The organism is Nocardioides gansuensis (assembly GCF_003076135.1).
GTDB classification, from domain to species: Bacteria; Actinomycetota; Actinomycetes; order Propionibacteriales; family Nocardioidaceae; genus Nocardioides; species Nocardioides gansuensis.
In genome coordinates this window covers 395590-411527 of the sequence record NZ_QDGZ01000006.1, presented here as the reverse complement: position 1 = coordinate 411527, position 15938 = coordinate 395590, and the positions used below count along the sequence as shown (strand labels likewise).

Below are 15938 nucleotides of genomic sequence, written 5' to 3'. Positions count from 1 at the left end.
AGCCAGCGGCGTGACGGACCTTCCAGCCTCGAGCCCGCTCTTCGCTCAAGCGTTCGCCCGCACCCACCTGCCACACAGGCTAACTCCAATAGGCCGGCACAGACCCCTTGCAACATAGGGGCCCACTCTCGGACCCGGCTGACTGTGTGGCGTCCGATTTCGGCCGTGCGGGGTGGCTGTTCCGGGGTGTGATGGGGCTGCACAAGCTGACCGCGGGCGACGGGTACACCTACCTGACTCGCCAGGTCGCCGTGCACGACGCGACCGACCGCGGTCACCGCGGGTTGGCCGACTACTACACCGAGAAGGGCGAGTCGCCGGGCCGCTGGTTCGGCGCCGGACTCGCCGCGCTCGGCCTCGAGGTCGGGACCGAGGTCACCGAGCAGCAGATGCGGAACCTGTTCGGCGAGGGCCGGCACCCCGACGCCGAGCGGCTCGAGAACGCCGCGCTGGACGCGGGCAAGAGCGTGTTCGCCGCCAAGAGGGCCTCCCAGCTGGGACGGGTGTTCGCGGTCTACCGGGGCAATGCCCCGGAGTTCGTACAGGAGTCCGCGCGCCGCTACACCACCTACAACTACGCGCAGGGCAAGCACTGGAAGACCCCTGTCCCGGCCGAGGTGCGGGCCCAGATCCGCACCCAGCTGGGCGACGAGCTGTTCGCCCAGGAGCACGGCCGCGCGCCGCTGGATGACCGCGAGCGGGGCGGGTTCATGGCCAAGGCGATCCGGCAGCAGACGACCGCGGTCGCCGGGTATGACCTCACTTTCACGCCGGTGAAGTCGGCCTCGACGCTGTGGGCGCTGGCCGATCGCGACGTCGCCAAGCAGGTCGAGGACGCCCACCACGCCGCCGTGCAGAAGACGCTGGAGTGGCTGGAGCAGGAAGTCCTGTACACCCGCCGCGGGCGCGGCGGCATCCAGCAGGTCAAGGCCCACGGCCTGATCGCGGGCATGTTCACGCACCGCGACGCGCGCTCTTCCGACCCTCATCTGCATACGCACGTGGCGGTCAGCAACAAGGTTCAGGACGCCGAGGGACGGTGGCTGGCGGTCGATGGCCGGGTGCTCTACAAGGCCAACGTCACCCTGTCGGAGACGTACAACACCCTGCTCGAGCGCGAGCTCGTCGCCCGGCTCGGGGTGCGGTTCGCCGCCCGCGACGCCGGCTTGAAGACCGGCGCCGGCAAGCGTCCGGTGCGGGAGATCGTCGGCATCGACGAGCGGCTGGCCATCGCCTGGTCCCGGCGCCACCAGGCGATCGACGCCCGCCGCCGGGAGCTAGCGGCCGCGTTCCAGGCCGAGCACGGTCGTCCCCCACCGAGGGCGAGGCCGTCACCTTGGGCCAGCAGGCGTGGGAGCAGACCCGGCAGGCCAAGCACGCCCCCCGCTCCGAGGCCGAGCAGCGCACCGCCTGGCGGCGCGAGGCCGTCACCATCCTGGGCTCGGAGTCGGCGGTCGCCCGGATGGTCGACGCCGTGCTCGGGCACCGCCCCGACGTGCAACAGGTCACCGAACAGTGGGTCGCGCAGACCGCGGAGGCGGTCGTCGAGCGGGTCGCCGAGGACCGCGCCACCTGGCAGGTCTGGCACCTGCGCGCCGAAGCCGCCCGGCAGGCCCGCACGTGCGGGATCGGGCTCGGTGCCCTCGAAACCGCCGTCGACCGGGTGGTCGCGGCCGCGATCGACGAGCACTCGATCGCCTTCCAGAACACGGATCCGCTCACCGACCCCCAGCAGGCCGCCCGGCTCGGTGTCGCCATCCCCGCAGCCCTGACCCGGGAGGACGGCGCCAGCGTCTACAGCCTGGCCGGTGCCCGGCTCTACACCTCCCGCGCGGTCCTCGAGGCCGAGCAACGGATCCTCGCCGCCGCACGGCGGGGCGGCGGCCGCCGGATCAACCCGGTCCGGGTCGGCATCGCGATCGCCGAAACCGCCGCCAACGGGATCATCCTGAATGCGGCCCAGCAGGCCCTGGTGCGGGAGATGGCCACCAGCGGACGCCAGCTCCAGCTCGCGCTGGCACCGGCCGGGACCGGCAAGACCACCGCCTTGCGGGTCCTCACCCGCGCCTGGCAGGACGCCGGCGGCACCGTCATCGGGCTGGCTCCCTCGGCCGTCGCCGCCGAGCAGCTGGGCACCGCCATCAACCACGCGGCGCGCGAACCGGTTCCGAGCGACACCCTGGCCAAGCTGGTCTGGCACCTCCGCCACGGCGCCGCGCCCGGCTGGGTGGAGGAGATCGACCACACCACGCTCGTGCTGATCGATGAGGCCGGGATGGCTGCCACCACCGACCTGGCCGCCGTGATCGACTACATCACCGCCCGCGGTGGTCAGGTGCGGCTCATCGGGGACGACCGACAGCTCGGCTCCGTCGCGGCCGGCGGGGTGCTGCGCGACCTCGCCCACCAGGTCGGCGCCGTCACCCTCAGCGAAGTCCGCCGCTTCCTGCACCCCGACGGCAGCCTCAACGTCGCCGAAGCCGCCGCCACCCTGGCCGTCCGCGACGGGGACCCCGCCGCGCTGGGGTTCTACGCCGACCGCGGCCGGATCCACGTCGGCGACCTGGGCTCGTGCACCGACCAGGCCTACGCCGCCTGGGCCGCCGACCACGCCGCAGGGACCGACACCCTGCTTATCGCCCCGACCCGCGAGCTGGTCGCCGAGCTCAACACCCGGGCCCGCCACGACAGAATCGCCGGGCAGACCGAAGACCAGATCGGCCGCTTCCTCACCTTCGCCGACGGCACCCGGGTCTCGGCTGGCGACCCGGTGATCACCCGGGAGAACAACCGGCTGCTGGCCCTGAGCAGCACCGACTGGGTCAAGAACGGCGACCGGTGGACCGTCGACCGGGTGCACCTCGACGGCTCCCTGACCGTGGTCCACGACCGGCTCGGCAAGACCATCACCCTCCCGGCCGACTACGCCGCCACGAAGGTCCAGCTGGGCTATGCCACCACCGTGCATGGCGCCCAGGGCATCACCACCGGCACCTGCCACGTCTTGCTGACCGGCGAGGAGGACCGCAACCTGCTCTACGTCGCGCTCTCCCGCGGCCAGCTCGCCAACCACCTCTACCTACCCGTCATAGGCGACGGCGACCCCCACACCCTGATCCGCCCCGAGGCACTCATCCCACCCACCGCGCTGGACAAGCTCACCGAGATCCTGCGCCGCGACGGCTCCCGGGTCTCGGCCACCACCGCCGCCCGGGACCAGACCGACCCGAGCCGGCTGCTCCAGGAGGCCGCCGCCCGCTACCACGACGCCCTGACCTACGGCGCCGAACAGCTCATCGGACCCGCCGGCATGGCACGCATCGACGCCCACGCCGACGCCCTCTCCACCGGCCTGGAGACCAGCCTGGTCGACGCACCCGCCTGGCCCACCCTCCGCTCCCACCTCGCCCTCCTCGCCCTCGACGACCACAACCCGCTGACCCTGCTCACCCACGCCGTCCGGGCAGGATCGCTCGCCGATGCCCACGACCCCGCCGCTGTCCTCGACGCCCGCATCGACCACCACCTCTACGAGTCCGAGTCCGGCGCCGATGGCACGCCCCTTGGTTCCAGTTCCAGCTCGGTGGGTCCGCTGCCGTGGCTGCCCGGCATCCCGGCCCGGCTCGCCGACGACCTGGACTGGGGCCCCTACCTGGGCGCGCGACACCAGCAGGTCCTCGACCGCGCCGGCGCCGTCACCGACTTCGCCCACAGTTGGACCGGCGGCACGGCACCCGCCTGGGCCCAGCCCTTCCTCGAAGACTCCGACGCAGATCTGCGCGCCCAACTCGCCGTGTGGCGAGCCGTCACCGACACCCCCGGCACCGACCTGCGGCCCACCGGGCAACGCACCATCGGTGCCCCCGGGGACTACCAGGCCGCCCTGAACCGGGCCGTCCGCCAAGCCCGGCCGAGCTACCCCTTCGCCCAGCGCAGCTGGTACCAGGCCTTGCCCGAACCGGTCCGCACCGACCCCTGGATCACCCCACTCTGCCTCCGGCTGGCCCGCCTTGAACGCGCCGGACTCCCCGTGGCCGACTACATCACCCAAGCCCTGGCCACCGACCCCACCACCCACTCTCCCCTCACAGGCCAGCCCGCGGCCGCCGCGCCCGACCCCAACAGAAATGGGGGGGCCCGGCCGCTGCCAGACGAACACCCGGCCGCCGCGCTCTGGTGGCGGCTGGTCCCCCACCTCGGCCCGGCCGCCCTGGACGCCGACCAGCACTCCGCCGACCTGCTCAAGCCCACCTGGCGTCAGGATCTGACCGACCTCCTCGGCCCGGCCAGGGCCGACTACCTCCTGCACTCCCACGCCTGGCCGGCGCTGGTCGCCGCCGTCGACGAAGCCTGCCTCCACCACGGCTGGACCCCCGCCGAGATTCTCACCGCCGGACTGGCCGGGATCCCCCAGGACGGCACCCTGACCGGCGTCGAGGTTGCCGACGCCCTCGTCCTACGCATCGCCCTCCTCACCGACCCGCCCCACGACCACGACTCCCACTACGGAACCACTGCGTTCGACGGCGAGATGGGCCCGGCGGCCGCGGCCGAGTACGAGCCAGACCTGGCCCCGCCCGAGGACCTCGACGAGCTCTTGACCGCCCTCTACCGCGACACCGACACGGGCATCATCACCCACCAGCCCACCGCGGCGGAGTACCACCAGATCCACCGGAACGCCGAGCCACCCAACGACGCCGGGAACGACCCGGAGAACCAGCCGGCGTTCGACGCACTCGACGCGATCGCGAACAACCCCTTCCACCACACGCCGCCCTGGGAAACAGAATCCGAGGTCGACGCCGAGTTCGCCTTCCCCGACCCCGGTCAGGTCCCGACCGCCCGCCTCCTCGAGCTCAACCAGCAGGCACTCGCCTACTACCAATCCCGCTACCCGCGCTCCTGGGCACCCGGCTACCTACGCGCACGCCTGGGCACCGACCTGCTCGACCACCCGCGCTTCACCGCCGGATACGCACCCCCCGGGCCACGCAGCCTGCTCACCCACCTCACCAGCCTGGGCGCCACCCTCGACGAACTCGAGCAGGCCGGACTCATCCGCCTCCGCGACCTACGCGACGGCACCACCGAATGCATCGACGCCTTCCGCGACCGCCTCATCCTGCCCATCCGCGACCCCGACGACCCCGACGGCCGCGCCGTCATCGGGTTCCTCGGCCGCCGCAACCCCACTAAAGGCGAACGCGACTACGCCGGACCCAAGTACCTCAACACCAAGAACACCCTGATCTTCACCAAAGGCGAAGCCCTCTTCGGCTACCCCGAAGCCCGCGAGGCGCTCGCCGCCGGTGCGCTCCCCGTCCTGGTCGAAGGCCCCCTCGACGCCTACGCGATCACCCTCGGCAGCCGCGGCACCGCCATCGGGCTGGCCCCGATGGGCACCGCCCTGACCACCCACCAGATCAAGATCCTGCTCCGCCACCTCAGCCCCGGCTCCGGCCGCGACCGTGTCGCCGTGGCCACCGACGCCGACGTGGCTGGCTGGAAGGCCGCCCAGACCGCCTTCTGGAACCTCACCACCGCCGACCTCGACCCCACTGTTCTCGCCCTACCTGCCGGACTCGACCCCGCTAGCTTGTACGAGACCCACGGCGCCGCCGCCATCGAAGCTGCCCTCACCCACCGCGTTCCGCTCGGCGACGCCATGATCGAAGAGCTGCTCCGCACCGCCGGCCACTGGTCCGACCCCCACACACGCCAAAGCATCGTCCAGCAGTCCGCTCGCATCCTCGCGGCCCGCGGCCCCGACACCTGGCCCGACGCCTTCACCCGACCCAACCGACGACTCCACCTCTCCCCCGGCCTCCTCGAACACCACACCCTCACCGAAAGCATCGACCGCGACCGCAACCGCGCCGCCTACACCCACGCCCGACTCGACGAACTGCAAGAACGAGTCCACACGCCGCGTCTTGACACCATGCGAGGCACCCCCGCGACCGTACCCAGAAAGCAGCCGGCCCCCATCCCGCCCGCACCAGCCACCAGGCATGAAAACGCAATGCCGCGGCCGGATGCCGAAGGACCAACCCGCTAGGCCCCGCCTCGCTCCAGATCGTTCTGAGGTAACAACGCCCCGCGACCGGCAAGCACAGGCGCACGGCGGACGTTAAGAAGCGTGCGGGCCGGAGCCGGGCTGTGGCAAGTCAAAGGCGGCGACTTGACGCATCCGGATCACGGCAGGTCTGGTGGCTAGTTCCACTTCCGGGGATTCACGTACTTGGTGGAAGCCATAAGGCGTAGCAGCGGCCCGGACTTTGGTGATCTGGTCAAGTTCAAGGCCAACGTCGACAGCAAACTCGAGAGCACCCGCGGCCTCTTCGTTTCGATGGCCGGCTACAACGACGGCGTTCCTTGACCACCTGCGCAACGTCGCGCGAGGGTCTCGCAACAACCTTGTACTCATCGACGGCTACGACCTGACTGCCATCTTGGAAGGGCCCATCAGCGTCGCGGATGCACTCATCGAGAGGATCGACGACGCCGAACAGCACGGCATCTTCTGGCACCCGCTATTCCGATGAATGCCGGTTCGCGGCCGTGCTGATGACTATGGTGCTGAGGCGGCAGTAGCTCTGTCGCACACAAGTATCCGGCGCTCAAGGAGTGTCGAACTGAGGGCGGCAGCGCGTGCGAGTGCGACGGCTATGGATCAGCACGTAGTCGCCGGGCTGAGGCTGGTGCACGCCCCGGCCCCGCGCTCCTGGGTGATGCGTGACAACGCCAAGACGCGGCGGGTCGTGCGTTCACGCCCGCGAGAGCGGCCGTGACGCCCAGATCAGGCCGGTGCACGACAGGCGGTAGCTTCCCGCGTCTCTGGCGCGCCACCTGACCCCCGCTATTTCTCGGCGCGGTGGCTGTCCCGGCGCCCCATCCCCCATGCGCGTGCCTGGACAGCCCGCCTGACTCACGGGGTGAAGGCCACACGCCAGAGGCCGCGCCGATCACCAGGTGCGGATGACCTCCACCACGACGTCCCAGGCCTCTTGATTCGGGAGGTAGACACGCGCCCCTTTCGGCGTAGCCTCACAGACATGCGCTGGATTGTCGCCAGCCTCACCTTGGCGCTCACTCTCGCCTTCACCCCCGCAGCACCCGCTGCGGCCGCCGGAGAAGTCGTGGTGACCATGCCCGGAGGCGTTCTGTACGACCCCTGTGGCGACTACCCCTTCACCATCACCGTGGCGCCGCCGCCGGGGCATGCAGACTGGTGGGTCAATCTGGTCCTCACCGGCCCCGACGGGAACGAGGCTGACACCGCCTATGTCGATGCCGGAGACGCTGGCAGCACGTTCTTCCTCTGCGAGGACCCCAACCTGCCCGGGACCTACACCATCACCGGCTCCGGTACGGCCTGCAATGCGGACTACGACTGCGTGCCCATCACCGCGACACCGAGCTCGGCCACCTTCCGACTCCCGATGACCATTACCCGCATCAAGGCCCGCCCCCGCGACCCAGATAAGGGCCAGCCAGTCCGCTTCATTGTCACCTCGCGCGACGAACGCCCCGCCGGCTACTTCGGTACTCCCTATGCCTCGGTGAAGCTGCAATCCAAGCGCAGCGGCGCGTGGCGTACCGTCCCAGGCACGAAGACGTACACGAACGACCGGGGGCGCGCTGTGATCAGAGCCCGCTATCTCGGGGGCCGGGTTAAGGTCCGCGCCGTCACCGCATCCAACAGCGAACGGACCGGATCGACCTCACGCACGATCACCTTTCGCTGACAAGCTGCTGTTCCGGACGAGAGCCGCTCGAGGTGTCGGATCCCGGTGGCACGCTGGACCCCATGGCCGGCGGCATGAGCTCTCGACGAGGCGAGCCCCTCGCCCAGCGCGTCGCGAACACCCGCGCCCGCCAGGACCCGCCGGCCGCACCCGAGGTCCGGCACTGCTGGTACGTCGGTCCCTGCGGCCGTCAGGCAGCGCTGCTGCTCTCCTGGAGGCGTACGACACCTGACGCCCCATGGGAGGGCTACATCGCGGTCGTCGCACCCGACGAGGCGGGCGGCTGGTCCCTGGTCACCATGTGGGTGTCCGCCGCCATGCTCGAGCCACGAGATTGACGTGCGGGTTGACGGAGATCAGCCCACCAGTTCCGTCAGCCATTCGGGAACCGCCCGGTCCCAGTTGCGCAGGCTGCGAATCGCCCAGCGTGCAACCTCGACGACTCGGCTTTGGGCTCTTCGTAGCGTGGCTCATCCACGCGCTGCCCCTCGTAGCGCACGCCCGACTCATGCCGTAAAGGTCCCTGTAGTCCGTCTCGACCACACGGTAGTGGCGCTTGATCTGGCCTCGTCCTGGCCAGAAGTTGTACCGGGGTGGGGGTTCTCGATCAGCCTGAGCTGGCGGCCTTCGCAGCTGCTGTCGGGTGTGGGCGTGGTCTTCGTCATGGCTACCACGTCTCGTGAAGATCGGCCATTGCTGCCGCAGCCGCTGCCCGGTCGACGTCGTCGGTGTACCGCTGTCGCCGGCCCTGCCGCTGGGGCGTGGCCGCATGGGTTTCGTCGCGGTCGTGGCGCGGACGCGGTTGATGCTTGCCGGGCTGGCAGCCGTCGCCGAGCCGGTCGTGGAGCCGCTCGAGGAAGCCCGGCAGGGCGTAGCGGTGCCAGTCCTCCAGCGCTGCCGGCGTCAGCGCGAACCTTGTGTAGTGGCGCCCGCAAGCCAGCACGGCAAGGTCGTGCACCAGATGCGGGTGCGCCGGCCAACACTCGGGGATTCCCGGCCGGGCCAGGTTCCACAGGTGCTGCTCGTTGACCCACATCGCCACTAGGTCCAGCCATTCCCACAGCTCGGAGCGGATCTTGCCCGTGCAGGAGCCGGGGTCCCACGGCCGAGGAATCTGTGCCAACTCGCGCACCGCGTCCTCGTCGACGGGCGGCGCGAAGCTCGCGTGCTGCAGCTGCTGTATCGCGGTCCGGACGGCCGGGCCGGGCTCGGGGAAGGGCCGCACCATCAGCCCGGCCGGCGACATCATTCCGCCACCGGTCTTGGATGAGGCGTAGTCGCCCAAGGGGCCGGGGCGAGCTGGCAGTCCCGCGGTCGGGCCCGGGCGATCGTCGTCACGGAAGGTTCACCTCACTTGGGTAGCCCGCGGCGCGGCCTGGTCTGTGCTGGGCTCTCGGTCTGGGACTCGGTCGCGGTCCCTGGCGTGGTGGAGCGGGCGGTGAAGCGGGCGCGCCTCTGGGCGGCGAGGAGCTCCTTGCCGTGGCGGCCGTCGATGCAGCGGTGCAGGTTCGCGATGATCGGGTCGTACATCTCCGAGAGCACCAGGGCCTTTCGCTGTTCGATGCGCCGCAGCTCGGCGGGTTCAACGATGGGTACCCGCCGCTGCTCCCAGGAGGGGTCGGGGACGCCAAACCAGCCGTTGCCGCGCGAGGAGTAGCGGGTCTCGGTTGTGGTGACCGACCCGATCAGGTCGGAGAGCTCCTGGTAGAAGCGAATGTCCTTGCCGCCACCGAAGACGACCAGGTTGTTGGAAAGGCCATAGATGGTGCGGGCCTCGTCCTCGCCGTAGCAGAGCACCAGCTGCCGCCACGTCTGCGCGGCCAGGATGAAGCTGAGCCCGAGGGCGCGCTCGTTGGCCATTCGCGTTGACAGCGTCGGGATCGGCGCGGTGGAAGGCAGTTCGTCCAGGCACGCGAGGAACGGTGGGCACAGCCGTCCGTGTGGGGAGGTTTCCCCCAGCCGCTTGGCGATGTCGAGAATCTGCTCGGTGACCGCGGTCATCAACGGGGACGCGCTGGCGTAGGGGTCGTCACGGCCGAGCAGGTAGATGGTGCCGCCGGCCCCGATCAGCGCCGCAAGGTCAGTGGCCGGCCGCCGCGCCGAAGGCACGCATCGCTCCCGGATGGATCGCTGGAAGAACAGCGCCATTGCCTGCTGCACCGTGGTGATCGTGTTGCCCGCGGTCCGCTCGTCCCCGTACAGGGCGCCGCGCAGCAGGCCGTCCCACAGCGGCTCAGCCGCGGGATGGGTGCGCAGGATCTCCTCCGCCTGCGGGTACTGGCGCGGGCTGGAGACCCACGTGAGCACGTCCTCGAGCCCGATGCCGGCGATTGCCGCTGCGTGGAGGTACGCCTGCAGCACCTTCGCGCACTCCCCCGCATAGAAGCGGGCGGCCTGGTCGGTGGACTGCGCAGTTGCGCCCTTGACCGTGCCCGCCGCGAAGGCCTTCGCCCGCCGCTCTGCGAGCATCGCGTCCTCGCAGCCGAGGATCGGATCCCACACCAGCTCCGGAGTGCCCGGGGCGAGATTGAACGGGTCGAGGACGGCCACCGGCCGGCCATCATGCTGCCGTACCTCGAGGGTCAGAAACAGGTCCTCGGGTTTGGTCAGCGTGACCAACGCCCCGCCCGGAGCCCCCAGCAGAGCCGGCACGAGAAGGTCGAGCGTCTTGCCGGACCCCTGCGGGCCGATCACGCAGGTGGTGCGGTCGAACGGCACCCACAGCTCCGGGCCGCTCCGGCCGGCCTTGCCCAGCCGCCACCCGACCTGACGGGGGTCTATCAGCGGTCGCTTCACCGGAAAGGCCCTCCTCTTCTCACGCATCGCGGCCCCGACCAGGGGCGGCGTCGGGCGTACAGGTCGGGGCGGATCACCGCGGCGCTCCTCCGCAACCGTGGGAGCCCGAGGGCGTCAGCGGACAGGGCGCTGGTAGCCAGGCCGTGGCGAACCCGGGTGCCACCCATGACATCGCGCATCCACAGGCCCACCACGAGAGCCGCGCCGAGCACGATCCCCTCTCCCACAATGGCCAGGACCCACATGACCCCATCGGCGGGCATGCGCCCAGCCACGTGGACCGGCAAACCCACAGCGAACTGACCGTGCAGCAGCCCCAGCACAGCACCGCCGAGGCGGCCGGCCGGCCAGGCGAACTCGCCGGCCACCACCCAGCCCACGACGGCTTGCACACCTAGTGGGATGAGCATGACCATCAGCACCGTGAACACGGCTACGGCGACCGGGATCTCCCACGTCAACGGCACCCGCTGCGACGCGAACCGTTCGCCCCGCGACCGTTCCATGCTCACCGGTCCACCATCCCCGTGGCCGCCTCCGACAGGTGCCAGCGGTGGCAGGGCAAGTCGTTTGCTCCGCGGTGGTCAGGGATGACCGGGACCGTCTCGGCCGGCCAGTCAAGCCGACCCTGTCCTTCGAAGACCCGCAGGTCGGGGCCGTCGACGGCGGGGCTGAGGAGGCCGAGGCAATCGAACCCGGACGGCAGCTGCGCCAGCTCCTCGAGGTTGCCGCCGTGGGAGGTGATGACCACCGCTCCTCGGCCCACTGGCAGGAAACGGGCCACGCCCCCGGGGGCCCGTTCGATGTCGTCGACGATGACCAGACAGGTGCACGGAGCGCAACCTTCGCCGACTATCGAGCCGGCCGGCCCCAGGTCTGTTACGCCAGTCAGGTCGCAGCGCAGGTCGGCCCATTCCGCGGGCCTGGCAGCGAACACGTGGACGTGACGGGTGGTCCCCGCCAGCCACCACCGCGCGAGGAACCGCGCCCACGTCGTCTTGCCGCGCCCAGGGTCTCCGACCAGGACGAACGGCCTCCTGCTGGCCGTGTCGAACCCCACCGGGCGGTTGTCCAGCGTGGTGCCGATGCGAAGCTCCATGCCGTGAAGAGCAACACCAGTTCACCCAGGCCGGACACGGCGAGTGCGACTGTCCACGCGTCCCAGACCGCGATCGCGCGCTCTGTCCACGGTCCCAAGGTCCTGGACGACAAGTCAAGGACCTCGCGCCGTCCCGAGACGGGTTTGGCGCCTAGATGCGACGTCGAGTGAGCCGACCTAGCCCATAACGCCCAGGACGCAGTCCGCCGAGGATCTGCCTCGAAAATGACCGCGACCTCCACCGGCTAACGCCAAGGCATTCGGCTCGCTTACCCGCGACACCGACGCAACCCCTGCCCCACGACGACCCAACGAGTCGAACGCCCAGCTCGGACAGGTCGGCGGGGTCATCGCCTCGTGTCCTTGACAGCCACTCGCGTTGCTCGTGTCGCGCGGCGGCCGAGCCAGAGCAAGAAGAGCAAAGCCCAGTCGCGTGGTGCCCTATGCACATATGGTTCCGTTCGCGGTGTCCGGGGAGACACGCGGAGAGGTAGCAAGCGGTGGCGAGCGTTCAGATCATCAGGAAGGCCCAGGTTCAGGCTGGGGGCCAAGGCACGGTCTGGGAGGGCGAGGTCGCGGGTACCGGGGTTAAGGTCGCCATGAAGTATCTGACTCCGAACCCGCAAAGCCTCGATCCCGATGGAGACCGCAAGAGGTTCCTGCGCGAGGTTCGTTGCCAGGCAACGCTCTCGCATCCCAATATCGTTCGGGTTCTCGGACACAACAGTGCCGACGACCCGCCTTGGTACTACATGCCGTGGGCCGACTCATCGCTGCGCACCAAGATCCAGGCGAACTCGTCTGGGTTGCCCGAATCGGAGGCACTCGCCGTCTTCAGCCAGATCCTCGAAGCGATGGAGTATGCGCATTCCGAAGGAGTCTTGCATCGGGATCTCAAGCCGGAGAACGTCCTCTTCATCGACGGCGCAGCGCAGGTCTCTGACTTCGGGTTGAGCCGTCAATTGGGGTCGGACAGCACAACGCTCACCATGACGAATGTCGGCATGGGAACTCTCGCCTACGGTGCTCCCGAGCAATTCACCGACGCGCATCAAGTTGATGCGCGCGCTGACGTCTACGCGCTTGGCAAGATTCTGTACGAGCTACTTACAGGCAAACTGCCCTTCCCGGCATTGGATATGGCCAGTGTGCCACCGCGGCATCGATACATCATCCAGAAGGCCACGCAGAACGATCCTGACCGTCGATATTCGACGGTGATGGAGATGGCAAGGGAGTTGAAGCTCCTGAGTGATGACGCTGACGTGCTCCAGCCGCCTACAGAGCGAGCCAAGCGTCTTCTCGAAGAGGTCGGGGCCGGCGATGTGGCGAAATTGGACGAATTGAATCGCCTGCTGCAGGAGAACAGTGACGACCTGAATCTCTACACGCAGTTTGTCCCCTACATTCCTGCTGCTGTACTTGAGGCCTTTGCAGCACGCGACGTTGACGGACTCCGCGGCGTAGTCCGGATCTTCGACCAGTACGCGGAGGGGAGCCATCCCTGGTCCTACACCGACACGATTGCCGCCTTCTTTGAGCGCGTGTACTACCTGGTCGATGACTATGACATTCAGCGCTCAATCCTGAGCCGCGTCCTTGTGCTCGGCGCTGATCACAACCGGTGGTTCGTCCGAGACGTATTCATTCGGCTGGTTAAGAGCGCATGCGAGAGCGGACCCGGGGCCCTTATGGTGGCCGAGGTCATCCGAGCGAATAGGGGCAGTATTCCGTTCGTGGAAGATGAGTTGCGCGCCATCAGCTTGCCCGCGACTGTGAGCGAGGCCTTGAACGAGACCCCTCCCGCACCAGAGTGGGCACCATTCTGATCCATCAGCTGTTCCCGGGTGGCCGATCGCGGCCCACCGATGGCGTGGAGCCCAGTTCCGTCAGGTGATGGTCTCGTCCTGCTGCGACGCTTTGCCGACGTCAGCGACTGGCTCGAGGTGCCATCTCACTCCTGGCTGCCAATCGTTCGGGAGGACCGAGCCATGGCTGTCCGTTGATACGAGCCGTGACTCCATCCTCGGCCACAAAGGATGTCGCCGAAGATCTCGTCATCGTCCAAAAGGCCATCTCGCAGTATTTCGGATACCCGAACGAAGTAGACCCCTCCCAAGGGTGTTCCTTCAGTGCGTGCGACTCCTCCTCGAAGGCGTTGCATCGTAATGCCGGACTTGCGAGAGCTGAGCCAGGTGCCGAACGGGCAGGATGGCGAGCCCTTGCGCGAACTGCTCACGAGGGGACGCACAGCATTCGCGGCGACATCGATTACGACCAATCGGCAGACACCAGATGACCGGCGCGGGCAAGGCGTCACCGGTCCTACTCTGGGTCTCGTCTTCGTCGGGTGTCCCGGAGTGTTGCGTCATACGGCCGCATGTCACGAAGGGTGAGCAAGCATCAGTTCCTGCGAACCGCCTCGTAGTGGTCGAAAACTCCGCGGGACACGACGACCTCGGTCGAGAACCTTGATGCCGACGCTCTTGGCCCTTCCCGCACGACGGCGAGGCTCTGGTTAGTGGATGGGGGCGTTGCTGACCGCCCAACGGCCTAGCGGCACCCTGCACTCGAGCGTTTCGTCGGGCCAGGCTTCCCTACGCGCCAGGACCGCGAGGCGTCTTCGGCTGCTCACTTCCTCCCCGCGGGTTCGCAGATCGCTCCGCACGAGGTGTCACACCCGCGGCTCGGCCGGTGTCTTCATGGCATGACCACCTACACAGGAGGAGCAATGGAGCACACCACCCGCATCGCCCCGGCCGAGATCACCGGCATCAAGGGAGCCCTGATCAAGCGGATGATCGAGAAGAGGCTCGGCATGGTGCCGACGTCCGTAGGCGTGTTCTGGCACAACCAGAAGGTGCTGTTCGCCAGCTTCGGCTTCGGCGGCAAGCTCGAGAAGTGGGACGCCTGCGACGAGGGCCTGAAGTCGTTCGCCCACATGGCCGTCGCCTCGCTAGTCGGCTGCACCTGGTGCCTGGACTTCAACTACTTCGAGGCGCGCAACCGGGGCCTTGACGTCAACAAGGCGCGGGAGATCCCGCGGTGGCGTGAGTCGGACATGTTCACGCCGTTGGAGCGTGACGTCCTGGAGTACGCCGAGGCGATGAGCCAGACGCCACCCACCGTGACCGACGAGCTGGTCGACCGCCTGCACGCGCAGCTGGGGCCGGCCGCGGTCATCGAGCTCACCTCTGTCATCGGGTTCGCCAACCTGACCACGCGCGGCAACGTCGCCCTGGGCATCGAGTCCGACGGCTTCGCGGCGGCCTGTGGCATGAAGCCGCTCGCCGAGCGACCCGGAGTAGCGTCCGCGTCATGAGCGAGGACCCCTTCGTCGCCCACCGCAGCCTGCTCTTCACCGTCGCCTACGAGATGCTGGGCTCGGCAGCCGACGCCGAGGACGTGGTGCAGGAGGCCTGGCTGCGGTGGGCCGCGCTGACCGACACCGAGCGCGCGGAGGTGCGTGAGCCTCGCGCCTACCTGGTCAGGATCGTCGCCCGGCTGTCGCTGAACCGGCTGCGCACGCTGGCGAGGCAGCGCGAGGACTACGTCGGAGAGTGGCTGCCCGAGCCGCTGCTCACCAGCCCCGACGTGGCCGAGGATGTCGAGCTCGCCGAGAACGTGTCCATCGCCATGCTCGCGGTCCTTGAGACCCTCCTCCCGACCGAGCGTGCGGTCTTTGTGCTGCGCGAGGTCTTCGACGTGCCCTACGACGAGATCGCCGAGGCGCTGGGCAAGTCGCCCGCTGCGGTGCGGCAGATCGCCGTCCGCGCCCGCAAGCACGTGGCCGCTCGCCGCCCGCGCATGTCGGTAAGCCGCACCGAGCAGGAGCAGGTCGTCGAACGGTTCCTTGCCGCCCTGACCACCGGCGACGTGCCGGGCCTGCTGGAGGTGCTCGCACCCGACGTGCTCGTCGTCGGCGACGGCGGCGGCCTCGCCCCGACGATCCCCAAGCCCGTGCGCGGCGCAGCCAAGCTCGCGCCGGTGATGGCCCGCTTCGCGGAGCTCGCGCCCGGGGCGAAGGCGTTCGTCGTCGAGCTCAACGGCGGGATCGCGGCGCGCATTGACCCGGGCGGCGCGAACGACACGGCCGTGTCGTTCGTCATCGAGGACGGCCAGATCAGGCAGATCTTCGCGATCCGCAACCCGCACAAGCTCGAGCGGCTGGCCGAGGTGGCCCAGCTTCGACGGTGAGACCGGGTACGCCGCCACGTGGAGCCGATCCCATAGACATGGTCCGGCCCCCGGTTTGCTCCCCTTGCGCAACCGGCCGCCCAGCGGTCGTCCCC

The 15938-nt window shown here is 69.2% G+C and carries 11 protein-coding genes; 7 read left to right on the top strand and 4 right to left on the bottom strand.

Features of this window, described 5'->3' with window-relative positions; genetic code table 11:
• Positions 1-146 precede the first annotated feature (146 nt).
• The 4 genes from mobF to DDE18_RS15845 all read left to right on the top strand — a co-directional run bounded on the left by mobF (position 147) and on the right by DDE18_RS15845 (position 8089).
• Positions 147-1772 carry a MobF family relaxase gene (mobF, locus tag DDE18_RS23750; protein WP_245916752.1) on the top strand — a complete coding sequence of 542 codons (1626 nt, stop codon included), beginning with the start codon at positions 147-149 and terminating at the stop codon, positions 1770-1772.
• A gap of 209 nt (positions 1773-1981) precedes the next feature.
• Positions 1982-6061 carry an AAA family ATPase gene (locus DDE18_RS24065; RefSeq protein ID WP_281258394.1) on the top strand — a complete coding sequence of 1360 codons (4080 nt, stop codon included), beginning with the start codon at positions 1982-1984 and terminating at the stop codon, positions 6059-6061.
• Positions 6062-7058: 997 nt separating this feature from the next.
• Positions 7059-7751, top strand: coding sequence for a hypothetical protein (locus DDE18_RS15850; RefSeq protein ID WP_116573217.1), 693 nt, complete (start codon positions 7059-7061; stop codon positions 7749-7751).
• Positions 7752-7825: 74 nt separating this feature from the next.
• Complete coding sequence (locus tag DDE18_RS15845; protein ID WP_133241242.1) at positions 7826-8089, top strand: hypothetical protein; 264 nt, start codon at positions 7826-7828, stop codon at positions 8087-8089.
• Between the two features lie 329 nt (positions 8090-8418).
• On the opposite strand, the gene DDE18_RS15840 is transcribed toward DDE18_RS15845, so the two are convergent.
• The 4 genes from DDE18_RS15840 to DDE18_RS15825 all read right to left on the bottom strand — a co-directional run bounded on the left by DDE18_RS15840 (position 8419) and on the right by DDE18_RS15825 (position 11646).
• Positions 8419-9036 carry a hypothetical protein gene (locus tag DDE18_RS15840; RefSeq protein WP_245916750.1) on the bottom strand — a complete coding sequence of 206 codons (618 nt, stop codon included), beginning with the start codon at positions 9034-9036 and terminating at the stop codon, positions 8419-8421.
• Positions 9037-9101: 65 nt separating this feature from the next.
• Positions 9102-10547 carry a type IV secretory system conjugative DNA transfer family protein gene (locus DDE18_RS15835; protein WP_245916748.1) on the bottom strand — a complete coding sequence of 482 codons (1446 nt, stop codon included), beginning with the start codon at positions 10545-10547 and terminating at the stop codon, positions 9102-9104.
• Complete coding sequence (locus DDE18_RS15830; RefSeq protein WP_165821189.1) at positions 10544-11008, bottom strand: hypothetical protein; 465 nt, start codon at positions 11006-11008, stop codon at positions 10544-10546. Before DDE18_RS15830 ends, DDE18_RS15835 begins: the two co-directional genes overlap by 4 nt.
• Positions 11009-11055: 47 nt before the next feature.
• Positions 11056-11646: a P-loop NTPase family protein gene (locus DDE18_RS15825; RefSeq protein WP_116573212.1), complete on the bottom strand. Its 591-nt coding sequence runs from the start codon at positions 11644-11646 to the stop codon at positions 11056-11058.
• 500 nt (positions 11647-12146) lie between these two features.
• Between DDE18_RS15825 and DDE18_RS15820 the strand changes: the two genes are divergently transcribed.
• The 3 genes from DDE18_RS15820 to DDE18_RS15810 all read left to right on the top strand — a co-directional run bounded on the left by DDE18_RS15820 (position 12147) and on the right by DDE18_RS15810 (position 15843).
• Positions 12147-13475: a serine/threonine-protein kinase gene (locus DDE18_RS15820; protein WP_116573211.1), complete on the top strand. Its 1329-nt coding sequence runs from the start codon at positions 12147-12149 to the stop codon at positions 13473-13475.
• Between the two features lie 902 nt (positions 13476-14377).
• Positions 14378-14968 (top strand): carboxymuconolactone decarboxylase family protein, encoded by a 591-nt coding sequence (locus DDE18_RS15815; protein ID WP_116573210.1) that lies wholly within the window; start codon positions 14378-14380, stop codon positions 14966-14968.
• Entirely contained in the window at positions 14965-15843 is an 879-nt protein-coding gene (locus tag DDE18_RS15810; RefSeq protein ID WP_116573209.1) for an RNA polymerase sigma-70 factor, read from the top strand. Before DDE18_RS15815 ends, DDE18_RS15810 begins: the two co-directional genes overlap by 4 nt.
• Positions 15844-15938: the final 95 nt, after the last annotated feature.

Bases quoted from the DNA above. Each gene is read 5' to 3' on its own strand.
- DDE18_RS15815 (WP_116573210.1), top strand. From the start codon at position 14,378: ATGGAGCACACCACCCGCATCGCCCCGGCCGAGATCACCGGCATCAAG.
- DDE18_RS15850 (WP_116573217.1), top strand. From the start codon at position 7,059: ATGCGCTGGATTGTCGCCAGCCTCACCTTGGCGCTCACTCTCGCCTTC.
- DDE18_RS15845 (WP_133241242.1), top strand. From the start codon at position 7,826: ATGAGCTCTCGACGAGGCGAGCCCCTCGCCCAGCGCGTCGCGAACACC.
- DDE18_RS15825 (WP_116573212.1), bottom strand. From the start codon at position 11,646: ATGGAGCTTCGCATCGGCACCACGCTGGACAACCGCCCGGTGGGGTTC.
- DDE18_RS24065 (WP_281258394.1), top strand. From the start codon at position 1,982: ATGGCCACCAGCGGACGCCAGCTCCAGCTCGCGCTGGCACCGGCCGGG.
- DDE18_RS15810 (WP_116573209.1), top strand. From the start codon at position 14,965: ATGAGCGAGGACCCCTTCGTCGCCCACCGCAGCCTGCTCTTCACCGTC.